Origin of the sequence: Lentzea xerophila (genome assembly GCF_051094245.1) — a bacterium.
GTDB classification, from domain to species: Bacteria; Actinomycetota; Actinomycetes; order Mycobacteriales; family Pseudonocardiaceae; genus Lentzea; species Lentzea xerophila.
In genome coordinates this window covers 5631278-5650376 of sequence record NZ_CP194934.1, presented here as the reverse complement: position 1 = coordinate 5650376, position 19099 = coordinate 5631278, and the positions used below count along the sequence as shown (strand labels likewise).

Genomic DNA, 19099 nt, shown 5'->3' with positions numbered 1-19099 from the left:
GCGCCGAACTGCACGAACGAGCAAGCTCCGCGACGGTCTCGTCTCCTAGCGTCGAATCGGGCAGCGATGTCGTGAGGTGGGAGGACGTCGGATGGACACGCGTCGAGTCGTGCTGGTCGGTGTGGGACGCGTCGATCCCTCGGTCGAGGTGCTGGTTCCTTCCGGACGGGCGCTGCATCTGAGCACGCCGTCCGTACCAGACGTGCGCGAGCTCGTGCACCGGATCGCGGACGCCGCGCTGGGGGCTGCCGGTGCCGGCCGTTCGTTCGTGTCGGGGCAGGACGGAGCTCCTGAAACCTGTCCGAATGCCCGTCTTTCCGTGATGCCCGTTCACGTCCTGCCCTCCGACGTCCCGATCGGCACCGTCGTGGTCCATGCCGGAGACCCCCGCTACAACCTGGATGACCGGGTGCGGGACCTGTGCGAGCAACCGGCCGACTGCGCGAGCCGGGGAAGTCATGAATGCGGAGGCTGGCTGAGCCTGTTCCCGGATGCGGTCGAGTGGCACGTCGTCGTGACCGACGCCGTACCGGAAGAAACCCGTGCGCCCCTGGACTGGGTCCGGCGGTGGGATGACGGCACGTGGCTCGCGGTCGACGCGAGCAAAGCCTTGTCCGAACTGGACGATCTCGATCGCGCCGTGCTGCGGCAACAGCGTCCTGAGCTGTTGGACGCTGTGGAGGAAGGGGCACAGCTCTATCCCGACGGGCTCACCGACGACGTGGCGCTCGAGCTCGTGGCGCGGTGGTGCTTGGCGCGGATCAGGGCGGTGGTGAGTGACGAGACGTTCACCGTCGCCCGTGGCACCTCCTGCGACGTGCTGGACCCGTCCGCGGTGGACGATCCGATCCTGCACCGGGTGATCTCCGGATGGCCGGTGGAAGCCAACTCGGTCGAGGTCCGTGTCCTTCCGGATGGCCGGCGTCTGTTGCTGGGTGCGGAGGTACTGGCTCAAGGGTCCTTCTGGCGCCGGCTCACGGCGGAGCACGATGATGTGGTGGTGGGTGTCCTCCTGGATCCCCTTGACCTGGCACCGCTGCGCACCGTGCACCAACCCGAGTTCATGCGTGATCTCAGCGCGTCCGTCGTGCGGGCGGTGGAACGGTTCCACGAACTGGTCCAGTGGCCTGCCGACGCCAGGGCGTACGAGGCGCTGGAACGGATCGTGGCCGCGGTCGCCGCTCGTGTCGACCGGACGAGGATCCTTGAGAACGCCGCCCTGGACGAATGCGCGGACCGGCTCGACGACTGGCGGCAGGGGCTCATCTCCTGTGAGGGTGGACATACGCCGCTGCCTGTGCTGCCGGACCTGTCGGAGCTGGCCGCGCTCGTGGACCACCCCGAACTGCTGACAGGTGTGGCTGAGCTCGCCGAGATCGACCACGCCGCCCACCGCAGCTGGGACGAGTTCGGGTCAGGCTCGGACGCGGCCGATGTGCTGCATCGTGCTGCCGGCACCCAGGCGACGCTGAGTGCCTTGGCGGACCGCGCGATCGGCCCCGTGGAAGCGAGCACGAAGGTGCTCCGCGCGTTGCCGGTCCTGTTGCGCGAGGCGGCCGATGACGACCGGCGCCTCCAGACCGAGATCGACGCCCGGCTGCACTCCGCGGCGGAGGGCAGCTGGTGACCGTGGTCGCCGCGGTGCTCACAGGTAACCCTGCTGCATCGCATAGGCCACCGCGTGTGCGCGGTTGCGCAGGTTGAACCTGCGGGTGATGTCGTGCAGCACGTTCTTAATCGTTCTTTCCGAATAGGACAGTTCCAGCGCGATCTCCTTGGTGTCGAGGCCTGTCGCGATGAGCTTCAGCACGGAGATCTCGCGCTCGTCCAGACCGGCGGTCGAGGGCAGGTGCGGTGCGGTCGTACGTCCCTGGATGGTGGTGATCTGCCGCAACAGCCGTGTGATGATGTCCGGAGGCAGCGCGGCCTGACCGGCGGCGACTCTTGTGGCCGTGTTCACGAGGTGCGTAGGGGTGGCCTCGTGACGCCACACGACCGCGCAGACGCCGTAGCTGACGGCGGACAGGAGTTCGTCCTCGTGCAACGCGCCGACCACCAGGATGATCCGGCTGCGGGTGCTGCTGTGCGCCCGCCGCAGCAGCCTTTCCAGGTTCTCGTCGAGCTGCTCGCCGACGATGATCATAATTGTCTGCTCGTCGATCTCGTGCTCGTCGACGAGCCGGATCGCGTTTTCGTAGCGCAACGTGGCGCTCACTCCGAGTTTGGAGATCGCGTCGATGCTTTGGACGTGTACTGGGATGCGGTCCATGGGTGCCTCCTGCCCTCGTTTCATCGGTGAAGACAGCGTTCGAGGGAAGTGCTTACGGGCGGTTCGCCAATGAGTTTCACCGAGATCTGCACGGGGGGTTGCCCGTTCGGCGCGGCGATGGTCCTGGCGGCTCTCTTAGCGTGGGCTGGTGAGCAGGAGTGAGAACCGTTGCGGCGCGGTCGGTACGTGACGCGTGAGGGCTTTGCTGTGACGCGACTCGTCCAGCGCGGCCCAGCGAGTGGGAGGACGGCGTGACGGTGTCGCTCGGCCTGGACGAGCTCGGGGACACCGAGCTCGTCCAGGCCGTGCGTGAGCGCGGAGACACGCTTGCGTACGGCCGGCTCTGGGAACGTCACCGCGACGCGGCGGTGAGACTCGCCGTCGTGCTGATGCGGAACAGGCACGACGCCCAGGACGTCGTCTCGGAGGCGGCCGAGCGCGTACTGAAGATCCTCTTGGCGGGCGGCGGACCGACGGGTGCCTTTCGCCCCTATTTGCTGATGTCGGTCCGCAACATCTGCATGAACCGGTTCGAGCGGGCCAAGCGGGAGTCCAGTGAGGACGACCTCGAACCTTTCATGGCGGCCGTGTTCCCGACGGACGCCGCTGTCGGCGAGTTCGAGCGGGGAGCGGTCACCCGTGCGTTCCGCTCGCTGCCGGAGCGCTGGCAGACGGTGCTTTGGCACACGGTTGTCGAAGACGAACCACTCGCCAGAGTGGCTGAGGCGCTGGGGATCAAGGCCAACGCCGTCGCCGCGCTCGCCTTCCGGGCGCGGGAGGGGCTGCGCCGAGCCTATCTGGCCGAGCACATCAAGGACGGCGTCGCGGGTGACTGTGCCGCCATCCGCCCGAAGCTCGTCGCACGGGTACGCGGCGCGAGCGGCAAGAGTGAGGCGGCCGCGGTCGACCAGCACGTCGCGAACTGTGCGGACTGCGCGCAACTCGCCGACGAGGTCCGCGAGGTCAACGGCCAGATGCGTGCTGTCCTCGTGCCAGCGCTGCTCGGGGGTGCGGCGGTCGCCGCGCAGTACCTCCGGACGTCGGGTGCGTCGAAGTACCTGCTGGCCGCACGCATGTCATGGACAGAAGCCGGTGTCGCCCCTGCCCGGCTCCCGTGGTTGCTCGGCGTACTGGCGACGATCTCCACCGTCCTCCTGCTGGGGGTCTATCCAGGAGAACCAATGAGCTCGACACCGCCGGGATCTCCACCGAGCGGGTCGGCGCTCCCCGGAGATCCCTTGCGCACGCCTCCCGCGGTGGCGGCTGAGCCGGGGTCCCCGTTCGTCGTTCCGGCCGCCGAGAAGCACGCCGATCTCCGGCCGGGGCGGATCGGCGTGGTTGTGCAGAAACTGGTCCACAAGGGAGATCCCGACGCGTCGGTGTTGTTCACGCTGGCACTGGAGGGCGCGACGGTTCAGGACGTCCGGGACGTCGCCGTGTCCGGCGATCGAGCGTGGCGCTGCCGGCTGGGTGAACCAGCGGTGCGGTGCACCGCGGCCGGTGCGGTGCCGGGAGACAGCACGTTCCTCGTGCGTCTGCGGGTCGACGGGACTGCCACGGGTGTTCGGATCACCGCGACCGCGAGTTCGCCCGGGCAGTTGTCGGCCGAGCGCGTCACGCGGCTGCCGGTGACGCCCTCGCCTTCAGCGGCGTCCGCGCTGTACGCGGATATCGCGCGCGGCGAGGTGCACACCGTCGGCAACGGTTCGCTGACCTGCGACCGTGCGGACTCCCGGTGCGGTGCCGCACTGGCCGGTGACGCCGTGCCCGAGGGCACGGCACTCCCGATGGTGCACCGCCGCGACGTGGTGGACACGACGAACTCGAGCCAGGCCGACCTCGTGCTGTCCCCGGACGAGCGGGTGGTCTGGGCCGGCCTGTTCTGGGCGGCGTCGGCTGCGCCACCAGGCGCCCCCGTCGAGCGGGTGCGATTCGGCGGACCCGAGGACGTGCTCCGGGTCATCGCGGCGGAGCAGGCGGACGTCAGCAGGAGCGGGAACGCCTTTTCGGCCTACCGGGACGTGACCGACCTCGTATCCGCAGGGGGACGCGTGACCGTCGCCGACGTGCACTCGGCGACGGGAACCGGAGTCAGCGCCGGGTGGATGTTGCACGTCGTCACGAGCAGGGCAGGCGCGCCGGTGCGCGAGATGACAGTGCTCGACGTCCACCGCGTGGCACAGCCCTCCGCGGAGGTGGCGCTCCCGTGGCTCGTCTCCGTGACGTCGCCCCGCATTGGGCTCGCCCTCTGGGAGACGCAGCCGATCGGGCGTAGCGGTGGCGGGTGGAGTGTGGCCGGGTGGCCGCTGTCCTGGCACGAGGACTTCCTGAAGGACCGCCCGCCCGCCGCTGTGCCGGCCGGCACCCGTGGCTTCGGGACGACCCGGTTGTGGGCCGAACTACCGGGACTGCCCATGCAGAACGGTGACAAGCTGCGTTTCGAGCACGCCGGCTTCGCCTCGGCCACTGTGCACATAGGACCGCTCGTCCTCGAGGGCACTCCGTGACCACATGGGACGAACGCCCTTCGCCGGTCCGGGAGGCGGGAGCCGACCCGGCGAAGGGTTATCTGGAAGGGACGAACGTGAAGGTGCGGGTCGTGGTCGTCGACGATCACCCGATCTACCGCGACGGACTGGCCCGTGCCCTCGGCTGGGGTCATGAAGTCGAGGTGGTGGCCCAGGTGTCCACCGGACGAGAGGCGCTGGAGACGGCGCGCGTCCACGCACCGTGTGTGCTGCTGGTCGACTACAACCTGCCCGACATGGACGGTGGGCAGGTGGCCGCGGCGATCCTGCGGGACAAGCTGGACTGCCGGGTTCTGCTGATCTCGGCCGTGACCGACGGTGCCGTGGTGTACCGGGCGCTGGAACGCGGTGCGGCCGGGTACCTCAGCAAAGAAGTCGGCCGAGACGAGATTCGCGACGCGGTGTTGCGCACCGCGCGAGGCGAGACGATCCTCCCGCCGGACATGGCGAGTGCGATCGCAGGCCAGATCCGGATGCGTGCGTCGGAGCAGCAACCGGTGCTCACCGACCGGGAACGCGAGGTGCTGAGGTCGTTCGCAGCGGGACTGAGCATCCCGCAGGTGGCAAAGAACCTGTACCTGAGTCCTAGCACCGTCAAGAGCCAGGCGCTGCGCCTGTACGAGAAGTTCGGCGTCTCCGACCGCGCGGCGGTCGTCGCCGAGGCGATGCGGCGCGGCTACATCGAGTGAACCCGTTACTCCAAGTGGCCGTCGGGACTGCCCACCACCACCCAGCGCACCACCGCGCACAGGTAGTCGCCGTAGTTGTCGTCGGGACCTCCGCCCGAGAGCAGGCGCTGCGCCACCGTATCGGCGGCCGTGCGTACGATCGCCGCCCGGTCGGCCTTGGGGGCCAGTTGTTCGGTGAGGCCGAAAGCTCTCTGGAGGTGCCGGGACTCGAGTTCCGGGAGCGCGTCTGCGTGCCCGGCGCGGGCGAGTCGCAGCAACTCGCCGTCCGGCAGATTCTCGAGGGACGGGCCGTCGCCATCGCGGTCGTTCAACGCATCACCTTCGGGAGGGGGGTCAGTTCAGCGGGCAATGATTAGCAGGGCCATTGACAGACAGGCATTCAGGCATATGCCTCAACGAACCTGCTTCCAGTGTGGATTCCCGCAGAATTCACCCGATCTTGTGTCATCCGGCCCAGCCATCGCCGCCGTGCGTAAGGAATCGGGGCACGCAGGGTCTTCCGATATGCCCGGTGCCGGTCGACGCAGTCGAGATACGGAGCCATCGCCATGTACCTCGCGGTGAGGGACATCCGCTTCGCCAGAGGGCGGTTCGCGCTCATGGCCGGCGTGATCGCGCTCGTCGCGCTGCTGGTCGTGTTGCTGTCCGGGCTGACGTCCGGGTTGTCGGTCGACAGCACCTCCGCCATCACGTCGATGCCGGGGGACCACGTGGTGCTCGACTCTCCCACCGCGGACGGCGCCAGTCCCACCTTCGAGAGCAGTGCTGTCAGCGACGATCAGGTCACCCGGTGGGCGGGCACGCCCGGAGTGGTGAGGGCGGAGCCGTTCGGCATCGCCCAGGTCCGGCTCGTCGAGGAGGACGCGGCGGGTACCGGGGTGAGTGCCTTCGGCGTGCGCCCCGGCAGTGCGTTGCTGCCGCCGCTGACGTCCGGGCGGCAACCCGGCGACGGCCAGGTCGTGCTGAGTGCGGGGCTCGCGGCGAAGTCGCGGCTGACGGTCGGTGAGGCCGTGGTGCTCGCAGGGAGAAGGCTCGTGGTCAGCGGCACTGTCGCGGACCGCCACTACAGCCACACTCCGGTCGTCTGGGTCACCATCGACGTCTGGCACACCCTGGGCGGGAGCAGCGGCGGCGCGCGTGCGGGCGTCACGGCGATCGACCTGACGACCAGTGACGCCGACATCGCCGCGGCCGACCGCGCGATCGGCACGCGCACGCTCAGCCGAGCGGACGCGCCGTCGGCGATTTCCTCCTACGGTGCGGAGAACGGGTCGCTACGCACGATGCAGGGATTCCTCCTCGCGATCTCGACCCTCGTGGTCGGCGCGTTCCTCGCGATCTGGACCGTGCAGCGCCGTGCGGACATTGCCGTGCTGAAGGCATTGGGGGCGTCGAACCGCTACCTGCTCCGGGACGCGCTGGGTGAAGCCCTCGTGGTGCTCTGCGCGGGGGTGGGGACGGGCGGCGCCGCCGGCTTCGGCCTGGGGCTGCTCGTCCGCGGCACCGTCCCGTTCTCCGTTGACGTGACCACCACACTGCTGCCGATGGCGGTGATGGTGGCGCTCGGACTGGTCGGCGCCGTGCTCGCGGTGTGGCGCATCACGGCAGTCGATCCGTTGATCGCTTTGGGAGCCGCGCGATGAGCCTCCACATGACAGGCGTCACGCTCACCTACCCCGACGGGGGCTCTCGGCTGCGGGCGCTCGACGACGTCGGCCTCGTAGTCGGTCCCGGCGAGTTCACCGCGATCGTAGGCCGATCCGGGTCCGGCAAATCGAGCCTGCTCGCCGTCGCGGGCACTCTGCTCGCTCCGGACGACGGCGAGGTGCTCGTCGACGGTGCCGATGTGCGCGGTCTCGGCGCCGAGGCTCGTGCGCGGCTGCGGCGCGACCGCGTCGGGCTGGTGTTCCAGCAGTCGAACCTGATCTCGGCGCTCACCGCGACGGAGCAGCTGGAGTTGGCGAGCCACCTGAGGGGCGCACCACGCCGCGGTCGCGCCGACCGCGCCCGCGCGCTGCTCGATGCCGTGGGGTTGGCCGGAGGTCAGCTGCGGAGACGGCCGCACGAGCTGTCCGGCGGCGAACGGCAGCGCGTCAACATCGCTCGCGCACTCGTCGGCGATCCGGCGGTGCTGCTCGTGGACGAGCCGACCGCATCACTCGACCAGGACCGCGCCGCGCAGATCGTGACACTGCTCGCGGAGCTCACGCACGAGCGGGCTCTCGCCACAGTCATGGTCACCCACGACCTCACGCATCTGTCCAAAGTGGACAGTCTGCACCGGATGGAGGATGGCCGTCTGTCCCCCGCGGACCTCGCGGCCGGATGAGGAAGCGCCCGCGCTCGTCATCGAGTCGTGTGCAGCAGCTCGTCCAGACCGCCCAGCTCGCGCACCCAGTCACTGAGCTCGGCGAGCCCTTCGCTCCGGGTGATGACGGGCTGGTACCCGAGCTCAGTCCTCGCGGCGCTGGTGTCGTAGGTGGCGTGCCGGGTCAGCAGCGCCAACGAATAGCGGGAGAGCGGCGCACCGCGTCGTGCCAGCCGCGGAAGGCGCCAGACGAGGTCCAGTGCTCGCGCCAGCGGCCGCATGAGCGACAGCGGAACCTGGCGTCCTGGTGGTGACACCTCGAACAGTTCCGCGACTTCGGCGAGGAACTCCCAAACGTCGACATCGGTCTCGTCGGTGATGAAGTACGCCTTGCCGCCGACCGCATCGGCTTTGGCGTGCGCCGCCTGCACGCACGCCAGTGCGGCGTTGCGGCAGTGGCAGGTCGACGCCAGCACGCGCCTGCCACCGGAGAGATCGGGCAGCCGGCCCGTGCGCATCAGGCGGAGCAAGCGCGGCAGGAACCCGTTCCGGTCCCGGGGCCCCCACACCGCCCGCGGTCGCACTGCGACAGTCGTGAACCCAGGACCGTTGCCGGACAACACGATCTGTTCCGCGACGGCCTTCGTCCGGCAGTACTCGCTGAGAAACCGGCCGGGATAGCGCGCCGACTCGGTGACGCCGAGCGCGTCCTCGTCCCGCATGACCACGCTCGGGCTGCTCACGTGTACGAACCGACGCACTCCCGCCGCCATCGACTCCAGCAGAAGCGACCGCGTGCCGGCCACGTTGACGTCCCAGTGGTCACGAGCCGTGCCCGCGCCGGTGGCGAGCGCGGCGACGTGGTGCACCACGTCGACGCCCCGCACCGCGTTCCGCACGGCGGCGCGGTCGGTGAGGTCGCCGACGCACAGGTCGACACCGGAGAGAACGGCGAGGTGCCTCACGTCGCTGGTTTCTCGCACGAGCACTCGGACCTCGTCACCCGTCGCATGGCATGCCTCGGCGACGTGACCACCGAGGAACCCGCTCGCGCCGGTGATCAGAACTCTCATCGTCGTTCTCCCCGGCCGGGGCGCCACGTGGCGCCGAGAAGCATGGTCGCGGCGGCCGCACGACGACGGGAGATACCGAGCCGCCGTGCGCGCGGCAGCACCACGAACAGCTGTGCTCCGTGCCCTGCCGTCGACAGCAGGCCGACCAACCACCACAGCGCCCTGAGCCGCCGGTCCTCGAAGGGCCGGACGAGACCGGCCAGGAAGTAGATCCAGCCCGCCACCGGCACGAGCCGCAGCAGGAAGGTGCGCAGCCGTGGGCCGCGACCGGCCAGCTGCTCGGCCGCCCACTTCGACAGGAGATCACGGCGGATCTTGGCGTTGTGCCGGATGTCGACGGGAAAGCCGCGGTGCGGCAGGAAATGCGCGACATGGCGCGTCATCTCGTGGCGCTGCGCCAGCGCCTGGAGCTCTGCGCGCAGAGCGGGCCAGTCGGAGCGAGGTGTGTCGCGTTGCAGCTCTACACACACGACCGGCTGCCCGGCCACGCCCACCAGTGCGGAACGGCGAACCGCCGGGTGCTCGTCGAAGAGGCGCTCCCACGGCGCGGTGAGTGCAAGGCCGGACCTGGTGGGCACGGCGTGGCTGATCCGGCCCTGGAACCAGACGACGCCCTGCTCGTCGATCCGGCCCAGGTCGCCCGTCCGGTGCCACGTCCGCCCCTCGCGCTCGATCTTGCGCGCTCTGTCGGACTCGGGCGAACGGTGGTATCTGGTGCTGACCTGCGGCCCCGTGACCACGATCTCGCCGACCTGACCGGTCGCCACCGGCGTGAGCGGATCGCCGTGCCGGCCGTCGTCCGGTGCCACGAGTCTCAGTTCGGTGCCCGGTACGGGGCTGCCCAGCGGCGTGCCCCAGTCGGATCGGTCGGCCGCGAGACCTGCCTGGTCGAACGAGCACATCGGCAGGGCCTCGGTCGATCCGTAGGTGGTGATCAACCGCGCCGCCGGGTGGAACTGAGGACGAGCGCTGTCGAGCAACGCGGGCGGGACGGGGGCGCCACCGGTGATCACCTTGCGCACTGAGGGAACCCGCGTCCCGCTGGCGCGCAGCCATCCGGTGAGCGCGTCCAGCACCGGAGGGGAGGCGAAGAACGTGGTCACCCGGAACCGGTTGATCGCGTCGGCCAGCACGGCGGGGTCGGCTGACGCGAGCGCGGCGGGACGAACCGGTGGCAGCACACAGGTGAGCCCGTTCATCAGGTCGAGGACAGCGAGGAAGGGCGAGAGCACCAGCGAGACGTCGTCCGGGCACAGACCGTGCACCTCGGCGACCAGGTCGGCGGTGGCGGACAACCCGCCATGGGACGTCTCGACCGGAAGAGCGGGACCGGTGCTGCCGGTCGTGAACCCGATGGAGGCGAGGTCGTCCGGCTCGATCTTCGCCGGCGCCGCCCGGCCCCCGGCACTCGACACCAGCGATCGGGCACCGGGGCAGGGTGTGGCGGCGGTGGTCAGCCAGGTCCGGACCGATCCGAACGCGAACCTGTTCGCCCTGGCGTGAGCGTGGGCCTGCGGGCCGCCCAGCAGCGCCTGCGGGCGAACATGGCGAAAACCGCGGGTCAAAGCACGCAATCCGAGTCCGGGGTCGGCGACCACCGGAACCGCACCGACGTCGAGAAGCGCGAAGACGACAGCGAAGAGGTCGCGCCCGGGAGGGCAGGCGAGGGCTGTCTTCGTCGCCTTGCGGACTCCCGCTTTCGTCAGCGCGGCGGCGAAGCGGTGTGCCGTGGCCGCGAGCTCGCCATAGGTGGTGGTCGTGTACTCGACCACGCCGTTCACCTTGACGGTTCCGCACACGAGCGCCGCCTTGTCCGGTTGCGCGCCGGCGACAGCGTGGAACCGGGCCGCGACGCCTCCACGGGTGGGGGTGCCGGTCATGACGGGCCGATCCGGTACGAGCCGCAGGCGGCGGACACTCCCGCGCCCGCGGTCACGAAGAGCAGGTGGTCGAACTCGTCGAGCAGGCCGCGGCGCAACGCCTCGTCGTACGCGCACCCGAGCGCCGCCGTGTGGACAGTCCTATGTGGACCAGCGAGCCTCGGTTGACAGTGCCGCGTACCGATGCGCCAGGCCAGCTCGTTGGCGAACGAGGGAAACGGGGTGCCCGCCAGGAGCAACGTGCGGTCCGGGGACAGTTGCTCCTCGCGCATTCGTTCGATCGCGAGGTCGGTGGCGAGTTCGAGCTGAGCTCGCTCGGCCGCCGCGGTGTGCCGCACGGTGAGCGTGGACCGACCGGCGGAGCCCATGGTGGCGATGTCGACGTGGCCCGATGCCGCGTGGTCGCTGTCTGCTGTGCGGACGGCGATGGGGCCGAACCCGCGGTCGTCAGGCGCACGCTCGAGCACCAGAGCGGCCGCGGCGGGTGCGTGTGCGAACCCCGAACCTTCCACCTCGATCTGCTGCTGCCCGGAAGGGTGGCCGTCCGCGGCGACCACCAGCACGCGTTCGGCAGTGCCGGAATCCGTCAGGCTCCGGGCCACCTGCACGGCGTTGAGCAGGCCGCAGGCACCGTTGATGAGGTCGAACGAGAACATGGGCCGTGCGGCGACCGGGAAGTCGAGATTGAGGCCCGCGGCCTTCTGCACCAGTGCCGCGTTGGCGGGTTCCACGACGTTGGAGTCTCGGTACACGCCGACGTCGAGCAGAACATCGATCTCCTGGCGTGCCACCCCCAGCCCGTCCAACGCTCGTGCGACGGCCACAGCGGCATGGGCGGTGGACCCCTGCGGTTCGGTGCTCTCGCTCACCCCGACGTGTGCGATGACGACGCCCAACTCACACCTCCAGGTTCGTGACGGTGGCGGACAAGAACCCGGTCACGAGACCGGAGGCCGCCGGGATGAACAGGTACTTGCGGGGCCGGATCAGCGGCTCCCTCCGGAGGTGGTCGTGCAGGACGACGAAGTGTGAGGTGCTCGCGGTGTTGCCATAGCGGTCGAACACCGCGAGTGACTGCGGCATGGGCGTGCCGAACGCCTGTGTGCCGCACCGCTGGAAGTTCCGGACGGCGACCGAACCGACCTGGTGGTGGATGACGTGGTCGTAGCCTTCTTCGGTGAAGGTCGTGCCGTGCTTGTCCAGCACGAGGCGGTGCAGGTCAGGCCAGAGCCGCAGCCTGTCCTTGTCGTGCATTCTGCGGTTGTTCGTGTAAAGCGCGACGCCCTGCGTGCGGTCGCTCGGCATGCCCACGCACAAGTCGGCGTACTCGGCGCACGACATCATTTCCAGATGATGGATCCGGTCGTTCCCATCGGGCGAAACGTCCATCACGACCGCGGCCGACGAGTCGCCGACGGTGAGCGACGCGTACTGCAGGTCCTCGGGCGAATCGATCTCGCGGACCGCGGTGTCGGCGATCGGCGTGATCCGTTCGCCGCTGACGACCAGTCCGTTGCGCACGTCGCCCGAGCGGATCATCCGGTCGAGTACCAGGACGCCGGTCATCATGCCCGCACAGGCGTTGGACACGTCGAACTGAATCGCGGTGGAGGCGCCGATCCGGCGCGCGACGTGAGTCGCGAGAGCGGGTTCGAAGGTCAGTTCCGTGCCGTTGTGGAAGCGCGAGATCGAGCACGAGATGACGACGTCGAGGTCGGCCGCTGCGTGACGAGAGCGGCTGAGCGCGTCGTGCGCGGCCCTGACGGCGAGTTCCACGGAGTCCTCGGTGCTCACGCGCCGCTCATCGATCCCGGTCACACCGGCGAGGTCGAACGGCGGAGGAACGCTCATCGCCTCCAGCAGTTCGGCCGTCGTCCTGAGGTTCGGTGGAAGGTGCACCCCCACAGACTCCAAACGGGAAAACGTCACACGGCGCTCCTAAGTCAAGATCTTTGGTCCGGCCAACGTTTCCGCGGCCGGCGCAGTCGGCGCATTGCCTCATCGGCCTGCGGCCAGACCTGGCTCGATGCCCGATTGGCATGGCTGATCGGGCAGATCCCGAAGTGCAGGCCTGCTGAATTCATGTTTGCTGCCATCGGGCTGGCGGCAGCTCGGCCGCCCTTTGTGTTATCGCCGGCGTGACACTTCAAGGGTGGCCGAAAGTGTGATGCGGTCCGTTCTGGCGTTGTTACTGCAAGTGGTCGTCGGAGGGATTCCGTCTGTCCACTCTGGCCTGCCCTCCGATCCGGTGTGGACGCCGTGTTGCTGCTCGGTGGCCTGCTGTGCGGGAAAACCGCCGATCAGGGCCGCTGTCACGGTCTGTGTCATGCTGGTCACGGGATGAATCGAAGCCATTTGGATTACTTCTCGCTAGTGCCATCGAGGGAAAGAGCAGCTATAGTCCTAAATGGCTTCTGGAAGTGATCTTCGGGGTCGTGGTTGATGGGTTGGCCTGCGTCTTTGTTGTCGTTCAGAACAGAGCGACAAACCGTTTGGATGGCCGTGTAACGTTTTTATGGTCATTCGCGATGTTATGCATCATCGGGCATTGTCGAAACGTGTTTCGCGCCGCTGGAACAGCGCTCTGGCCGGTCGCGTGGGTTGGTGGAGTGGAGAGATCGCGATGGCCGCTGCCTTTGGGGAAGACAACGAGTCCGCCTCGTCCGACGTCACCGATGACGAGCTGGTGGGCAGAGTTGCCATGGGCGACAAACAGGCGTTCGCCATGCTGTACGAAAGACACGTGGACGCCGCCCGTGCGTATGCACGCGTCCTGGTGGGATCGTGGCAGCAGGTCGACGACCTCGTGGCGGAGTCCTTCGTGAAGATCTTCGACCGGATGACGGTCGGCCGCGGTCAGGTGTCGGCCTTCCGCGCCTACCTGATCGCGACCGTGCGGACCACGTTCTACAAGCGCAGCGCGGTGGAGAAGCGCTACTCGCACTGCGACGAGTTCGACGAGGTCGCCAGCGATGAGCAGGGCATGTCGGAGCGCGTGGTCGACAAGCTGGACTTCGAACTCGCGTCGAAGGCGTTCGCCTCCCTGCCCGAGCGCTGGCAGCACGTCCTCTGGTTGCTCGAGGTCCAGCAGCAGAGTACCGAGGCGGTCGGGGAGACGCTCGGCATCAAGGCGAACGCCGTGTCGGCTCTCGCGTTCCGCGCCCGTGACGGACTCCGGCTCGCCTACCTCCAGCTGCACATCAGCGGCTTGCGTCCGGCGGAGTGCCGCAAACCCGCGAGCGAACTGGCTCGGTGGCTGTGCGGCAGACTCGCGCGTGCGGAGCGGGCGCGTGTCGCGGAGCATCTCGAGGGGTGCGCCGCGTGCCGGGATGCGGTGACCGAGCTGACCGATCTTCTGAACCAGATGCGCCGGTTCGTGTCCGCCGTGCCCAGGCCCGTCTCTCCCGCCGAGGAGATCGTCCGTCCTCCTCGGTCGCGGAAGCTGGCCGGGCTGGGCGTTCTCGCGCTCGCCGCGGGTTTCGCGCTGCTGTGGTCGGTGAAGGCTGTGGGGCCGGTGCTTGCGCACATCGACGACGCCGAATTCGCGGCTCCGGTCCTCGGTGGCACGTCGTGGGGGGCGAGGCAGCCTGGTGGCGGAGCGAACGCGGCGCGGCCTGCACCCGATGCCGAAGTGGACGCGGTGGTCACCAGGCGCTCTGCGGTGACGTCCTCGACGTCGGCGTGGATCGCGCTCTCCGTGCCTGCCGCGCAGCCTGTCCTCGCAACCTCTACGCCCACGGCGCCTGGCGTCCGGCCCGTGTCCCCGTCTCCTGAGCCTGTTCCGGTCGGCGCCCACAGTGAGGCGAAATCAATGCCGGACGGACATGTCGAGGTGGAGGAGGCCGGGATGCCGGTCGCCGAAGCGCCGTCGACCTCCGCCGAGGCGCCCGTGGTACCCGGCGAGATCTGCGACGGCGGAGTCTCTGTCGAGCTCGCCGGCGGTATCGTGGTCGTGTCCCCGCTGAAGCTTGGCTCCGACCCGGACGCTGACCAGTCCGCTGATTCACAAGCAGCCACGGCGGAGCAGCCTTCCGCCGCGTGACGTCCTCGTGCCGTGCCCACCGCCGCACAGTGCCTGGTTGCCCAGCCGCGCAGGGCTGTGGACAAGAGCCGCGCGGCTGTCTGAACGGTGCGAACGTGCAGCCCAATGCCCGTAAGGCATCCGTGCCCCCCAGGTCTTCTGCACTGGCGGCGCACTTCTCGCGGCGCCTGCCGGTCGGCCTCGTGCGTCGCCGGCGTTGGAAGGGGTAGCCATGCGGGCGGACGGCGTGGCCAGGTCTCGGGGCGATGCCGGCGGCAAGCGAGTGGGATTGCTGTCGAGTTGCCCGTTGCTCGCGACCGGCGTGGCACAGGCGGTGGCAGCGGACCACCGGCTGGAGTGGGTGGGTGTCGTGCCGGACGTGCGACGTGCCATCGAACTGTGCATCGTGTGCAACGTCGACGTGCTCGTCGTCGACCTCGACTCCGATGTCGGCACCTACGGGTGCAGGCTGCTGGCGGGGATGTTCCGCGAGGTTCGCGTCACGGCGCTGCTCCCGGCTCGAGGATCAGCGAAGCGGGAGCTCGACCGCGTGTTCGCCGACGGATGCGCGGACCTCGTGCCACGCGACTGCGAGGTGAGTGCGGTTCTCGACCTGCTCGCTGCCGCCGGACACCGCCAGGACAACGTTGTGACCGACTTGCGCAAGCCGCCTCCGACCCGGCAGCAGCTCGAAGTGCTGCGGCTGTGTGCCGAAGGCCTGCCGAACAGCGAGATCGCGTATCGGCTCGGGCTCAGCGACGACAGCGTCCGCCGCAATCTCCGCACCGCGCTGCGGAAGCTCCGAGATCATGAGACCGCGCTCCTCGTCGCCCGCGCGCTGCGGCCTGACAGGACGATCGGTGTACATGCGGAAGCCGGTTTCCTGCCCGATCGGCTGGCCGGCGACACCGGGGACTGAAGGTTGGCTGGGCGGGTGGAGCACCCCGAATACCGGATGGCCGCGTGGACCAGGCTAGGCGTTCTGGTGCCGATGAGCGCGAGTCTGCTCGACTCCGAGACCATGCACCCTCGCGTGCTGGTCCTGGTTCTGGCGGCGTACGCGCTGTGGAACGTGTGCTGGTTCCAGTGGGCCCGCGGACCCGCCGTGGACCAGACCGGGAGGGTCCTCGTACCGATCGGGGTGGACCTGCTCTGCATCACGCTGCTGTCCTGGTACTCGGGTGGCGCCGGAGCCGAGGTGAGCTATGCGTATTTCCTCCTCCCGGTCGCGGCGATACCGCTCTATCAGGCCTGGACGACCGCGGCGGTCGGCGCCGTCGCCACCAGCGCGTACGGCTTGCTCGCCGTGTTTCCGCTGACGAGCGCCGACTTCGACAACCTCGACCCGCACCGGGGAGGCGTCTACGACGTTCTCCGAGCGGTCACCTACTGCGGATACCTGCTGTGGTTCACCGCGGTGTGCGCGACCCTGACCGCTGCGTTGCGGCGACGCGGTCAACGCATCAGTCACCTCCTCGAACAACGGGAGCAGCTGTTGTCCGACGCGGTGTCTGCCGAAGAACGTGAGAGGGCCGCACTCGCTGATTCACTGCACGACAGCACAATTCAGAACCTCTTGGCGGCAAAACTCGAACTCGAGGATCTGCCCGCGGGGCCGACTCGGGAACGACTCGAACAGCTGCTGGTCACGACATTGCGGGAACTCAGGGATGCTGTGTTCGAACTCCACCCGCGCATTCTGTCGGAGCTCGGCCTGCCCGCGGCGCTGCGAGGACTCGGAGACCAGATCTCTGCGCGCTCCGGTCTGCGAATCGACTACGACCTGGAGGACCTGCGCGGTGGTGAGCACGAGTCCCTGCTCTACTCTGCCGCACGCGAGCTGATGCGTAACGCCGCACGCCATTCCGGCGCCACCAAGGTGACGGTGCACCTGTTCCAGCTGGACAACCGCCTGTGGTTACAGGTCGTGGACGACGGCATCGGCGTGCGCCCCGAGGCCATCACCAGCAAGCTCGCCGACGGTCATGTCGGGTTGGCCAGCCACATACTGCGGGTGGAGGGTGCGGGAGGTCGTCTCGCGGTCGTGCGTCGCCCGAGCGGCGGCACCGAGGCGACGGTCGTCCTTCCGATCGGGCGCGATCGCTTCCGCGCCGACAATCCGGAAGGAGACCCAGGTGAGGCGGAGAGAGCTGAAATGCGATTGACTGGTTGTGACGTCAAAGAACTGTGAGGCGTGGTATAGCCACTTTGTGGTGAACTTGTAGAGTTTGGGACAAGCCGCGAATCGGCCGAATAGCCCCTGCTGCACAATGTTGGTTGGAAGTACGCTCTACTGGCGGTTGACGCCGGATGTGGGCTGGGGGAGTGAAGGGTGCGCTGTGAACAAGGACGATCCGACGGGCGTCCCTCCTGCTCGGACCAGGCTCGACGAGCGGTCTGGGAGGAAGGCGGGCGTCGCTGATCACGCCGCCGAGGACGAAGCGGCGGCGCTGCGGGCGATGCACCTGATGCACCAGCCGGCGATTCTGCTGCGCAACACCGCTCCGGCCGAACTCCGCGGGGCGTACGTCCTGGTCGCCCACAACGCCGAAGCCGCTCGCCACCTGCGCCGCGCGGAAGGTGGGGCTGTAGGTGGGGCATTGCGTGGCCTGTTCGCCGAGGACACGGCTCGTGATGTCGCTCTGCTCGCCGACCGCGCGACGCGCGCTGGCGCCAAGATCACCACCGACGTCTTCGCACCGGATCCGCTCACCGATCTCGTCGGCGGGCCGCTTGTCTCGGTGCGGGCCACACCGGCGGGCACCCTCGTTCTGGTCAGTTGGTTCGCCGGGCACGACAGCGTCGAGCAGGACGGGGTACAGGTGCCGATCGCCGACCGGCTCGTCGTCGCCGCGGCGGTGGACCTGCTGGCCGGAAGCGGCATCGGTGTCTTCTCCGTCGACCTCGTGTCAGGGGAGATCGTGTGGTCCGACGGCATGTACGACCTCTTCGGCATCGCTCGTGGTACCACACCGCCCAACTTCGACGCAGCGCTCGCCATCGTGAGCTCCGAGACCGTGGACTCGGGAATGCCGGCGTGGCTCGAGCTCGTCCGCCACGGGAAGCCGATGGACGAGCGGTTCCAGTTCCTGCCTGACCACCACGGCAACTGGGTGCGCGTCATCGGACGTTCGTCCGCGGGGCCAGACGGATTCCCCCAGCGCGTCGTCGGCATGTGCATCGCCGAGTGACGTCGCGGGGTCATCCGCGCACGTGGCGAGGGCGCACTCGCGGCGGCCAGGTGCGCACGTCCAGCACCCCGTGGAAGTAGGCCCGCGCCACGATCTCCGCTCGGCTCGCGGCTGCCATCTCGGCGCGCAGCTGCCGGATGTGGTAGTCCAGCCCCTGCCTCGACAGTCCCATTCGCTTCGCCAGCTGAGCGTTGTCGCTGCCGACCGCGAGCAGCTCCAGCACACTGGCCTGTTGCTCGGTGAGTGCGTGCGGACTGCTGGTGGCGGGGCCGACCTGGCTCGCGCACACGACATAGCGCTCGGGCGTCGCGTTCACGATGTGCAGTTCGACCGGGACGAGGGTGCCTGCCTGATGGACCAGTTGCGCGTCCAACGGCCGGTTCGAGCGGCTGTGGTCCAGCAACGACGGGTTGGACGCGGGGTGAGATCCGTGCAGGAGACGTCCGAGCGGCTGCCCCAGCACCTCGTCAGCCTCCCTGCCCAGCAGGGCGAGCCAGGCCTCGTTCGCGTCGACCACCACGGCGTCGTCGTCGACGATGGCGATCGCCGCGGATGCGGCCCGCCACGGCGCGGCCGTGGTCACCTCCGGCTCCTGTGCTGGTGCGGTGTTTCCCGTCTTGGGTGTTCTTACGCGGGCGGCCGCGGTGTCGACGTACATCCCTCCCACCACGACCTCCCCGTCCGGCATCGCGACGCGGAAGACGTGACCGGGCAGGACGAACCGGCGACCGTCCCACTCCACGGTCAGCGAATGGGGAAGTGCATGCCCGCTGCGCCGGGCCGCGCGGTCGGCCGCGGCTTGCTCCTCGGCCACGTCGGCAGGGCTGAGTTCCCACGTTCGCTTCCCGAGCATCTCGGCGGGCGAGGCGATTCCGTGCAGAGCGGCGAAGGCGGCGTTGACCCAGAGGTACCTGCCCGTCGCCTCGCGCAGGAAGGCAGGGAACGGTGACGCTCGCACAACCGTGGCGAGCACGCGTTCGTCGGTGGGTCTGCTGCGGTCCACTCGGTCTCCCCGGCAGGTTCGATCCAGATCACCGTTCATGCTCGGACCGGCGGGGGTGCCGGCGCGTGCGGCGATCGGTCCGCACCGGGTCGCGATCGTCTGCCTGATCGGCACGGTGTTCAGCTGATCGACATCAG

General features: G+C 69.0%; 16 protein-coding genes. 9 read left to right on the top strand and 7 right to left on the bottom strand.

Features of this window, described 5'->3' with window-relative positions; translation table 11 throughout:
* The first annotated feature begins 91 nt into the window (after window positions 1-91).
* Window positions 92-1627: a hypothetical protein gene (locus ACRSBM_RS26945; RefSeq protein ID WP_434447270.1), complete on the top strand. Its 1536-nt coding sequence runs from the start codon at window positions 92-94 to the stop codon at window positions 1625-1627.
* Between the two features lie 18 nt (window positions 1628-1645).
* On the opposite strand, the gene ACRSBM_RS26940 is transcribed toward ACRSBM_RS26945, so the two are convergent.
* Entirely contained in the window at window positions 1646-2269 is a 624-nt protein-coding gene (locus ACRSBM_RS26940) for a LuxR C-terminal-related transcriptional regulator (RefSeq protein WP_434447268.1), read from the bottom strand.
* A gap of 251 nt (window positions 2270-2520) precedes the next feature.
* Between ACRSBM_RS26940 and ACRSBM_RS26935 the strand changes: the two genes are divergently transcribed.
* On the top strand, window positions 2521-4776 hold the full coding sequence (locus ACRSBM_RS26935; RefSeq protein WP_434447266.1) for a sigma-70 family RNA polymerase sigma factor: 2256 nt from the start codon (window positions 2521-2523) through the stop codon (window positions 4774-4776).
* Window positions 4773-5486 carry a response regulator gene (locus ACRSBM_RS26930; RefSeq protein ID WP_434447264.1) on the top strand — a complete coding sequence of 238 codons (714 nt, stop codon included), beginning with the start codon at window positions 4773-4775 and terminating at the stop codon, window positions 5484-5486. Before ACRSBM_RS26935 ends, ACRSBM_RS26930 begins: the two co-directional genes overlap by 4 nt.
* 5 nt (window positions 5487-5491) lie before the next feature.
* Here the strand turns inward: ACRSBM_RS26930 and ACRSBM_RS26925 are convergent, their stop codons facing one another.
* Window positions 5492-5797, bottom strand: coding sequence for a hypothetical protein (locus tag ACRSBM_RS26925; RefSeq protein ID WP_434447262.1), 306 nt, complete (start codon window positions 5795-5797; stop codon window positions 5492-5494).
* 237 nt (window positions 5798-6034) lie between these two features.
* On the opposite strand from ACRSBM_RS26925, the gene ACRSBM_RS26920 reads away from it, so the two are divergent.
* Entirely contained in the window at window positions 6035-7129 is a 1095-nt protein-coding gene (locus tag ACRSBM_RS26920) for an ABC transporter permease (protein WP_434447260.1), read from the top strand.
* On the top strand, window positions 7126-7815 hold the full coding sequence (locus ACRSBM_RS26915; RefSeq protein ID WP_434447258.1) for an ABC transporter ATP-binding protein: 690 nt from the start codon (window positions 7126-7128) through the stop codon (window positions 7813-7815). The genes ACRSBM_RS26920 and ACRSBM_RS26915 overlap by 4 nt, the downstream gene beginning before the upstream one ends.
* Window positions 7816-7832: 17 nt before the next feature.
* Here the strand turns inward: ACRSBM_RS26915 and ACRSBM_RS26910 are convergent, their stop codons facing one another.
* From ACRSBM_RS26910 to ACRSBM_RS26895, 4 genes are read right to left on the bottom strand one after another with little or no spacing between them, the layout of a single operon-like run.
* Window positions 7833-8867: an NAD-dependent epimerase/dehydratase family protein gene (locus tag ACRSBM_RS26910; RefSeq protein ID WP_434447256.1), complete on the bottom strand. Its 1035-nt coding sequence runs from the start codon at window positions 8865-8867 to the stop codon at window positions 7833-7835.
* On the bottom strand, window positions 8864-10747 hold the full coding sequence (locus ACRSBM_RS26905) for an AMP-binding protein (protein WP_434447254.1): 1884 nt from the start codon (window positions 10745-10747) through the stop codon (window positions 8864-8866). The genes ACRSBM_RS26910 and ACRSBM_RS26905 overlap by 4 nt, the downstream gene beginning before the upstream one ends.
* A complete protein-coding gene (locus ACRSBM_RS26900) occupies window positions 10744-11643 on the bottom strand; it encodes a hypothetical protein (protein ID WP_434447252.1) in 900 nt (299 codons plus the stop codon). Before ACRSBM_RS26900 ends, ACRSBM_RS26905 begins: the two co-directional genes overlap by 4 nt.
* 1 nt (window position 11644) lies before the next feature.
* Window positions 11645-12646: a 3-oxoacyl-ACP synthase III family protein gene (locus ACRSBM_RS26895; RefSeq protein WP_434447250.1), complete on the bottom strand. Its 1002-nt coding sequence runs from the start codon at window positions 12644-12646 to the stop codon at window positions 11645-11647.
* Window positions 12647-13370: 724 nt separating this feature from the next.
* On the opposite strand from ACRSBM_RS26895, the gene ACRSBM_RS26890 reads away from it, so the two are divergent.
* From ACRSBM_RS26890 to ACRSBM_RS26875, 4 genes are all read left to right on the top strand, one after another.
* A complete protein-coding gene (locus ACRSBM_RS26890) occupies window positions 13371-14789 on the top strand; it encodes a sigma-70 family RNA polymerase sigma factor (protein WP_434447248.1) in 1419 nt (472 codons plus the stop codon).
* 211 nt (window positions 14790-15000) lie between these two features.
* Window positions 15001-15687: a response regulator transcription factor gene (locus tag ACRSBM_RS26885; RefSeq protein ID WP_434447246.1), complete on the top strand. Its 687-nt coding sequence runs from the start codon at window positions 15001-15003 to the stop codon at window positions 15685-15687.
* Between the two features lie 15 nt (window positions 15688-15702).
* Window positions 15703-16959, top strand: coding sequence for a sensor histidine kinase (locus ACRSBM_RS26880; RefSeq protein ID WP_434447244.1), 1257 nt, complete (start codon window positions 15703-15705; stop codon window positions 16957-16959).
* A 148-nt stretch (window positions 16960-17107) separates the two neighbouring features.
* A complete protein-coding gene (locus ACRSBM_RS26875; protein WP_434447242.1) occupies window positions 17108-17959 on the top strand; it encodes a hypothetical protein in 852 nt (283 codons plus the stop codon).
* A gap of 10 nt (window positions 17960-17969) precedes the next feature.
* Here ACRSBM_RS26875 and ACRSBM_RS26870 read toward each other — a convergent pair whose 3' ends face one another.
* Window positions 17970-18962, bottom strand: a complete 993-nt coding sequence (locus ACRSBM_RS26870) for a PAS domain-containing protein (protein ID WP_434447240.1) — start codon at window positions 18960-18962, stop codon at window positions 17970-17972.
* Between the last annotated feature and the right edge of the window lie 137 nt (window positions 18963-19099).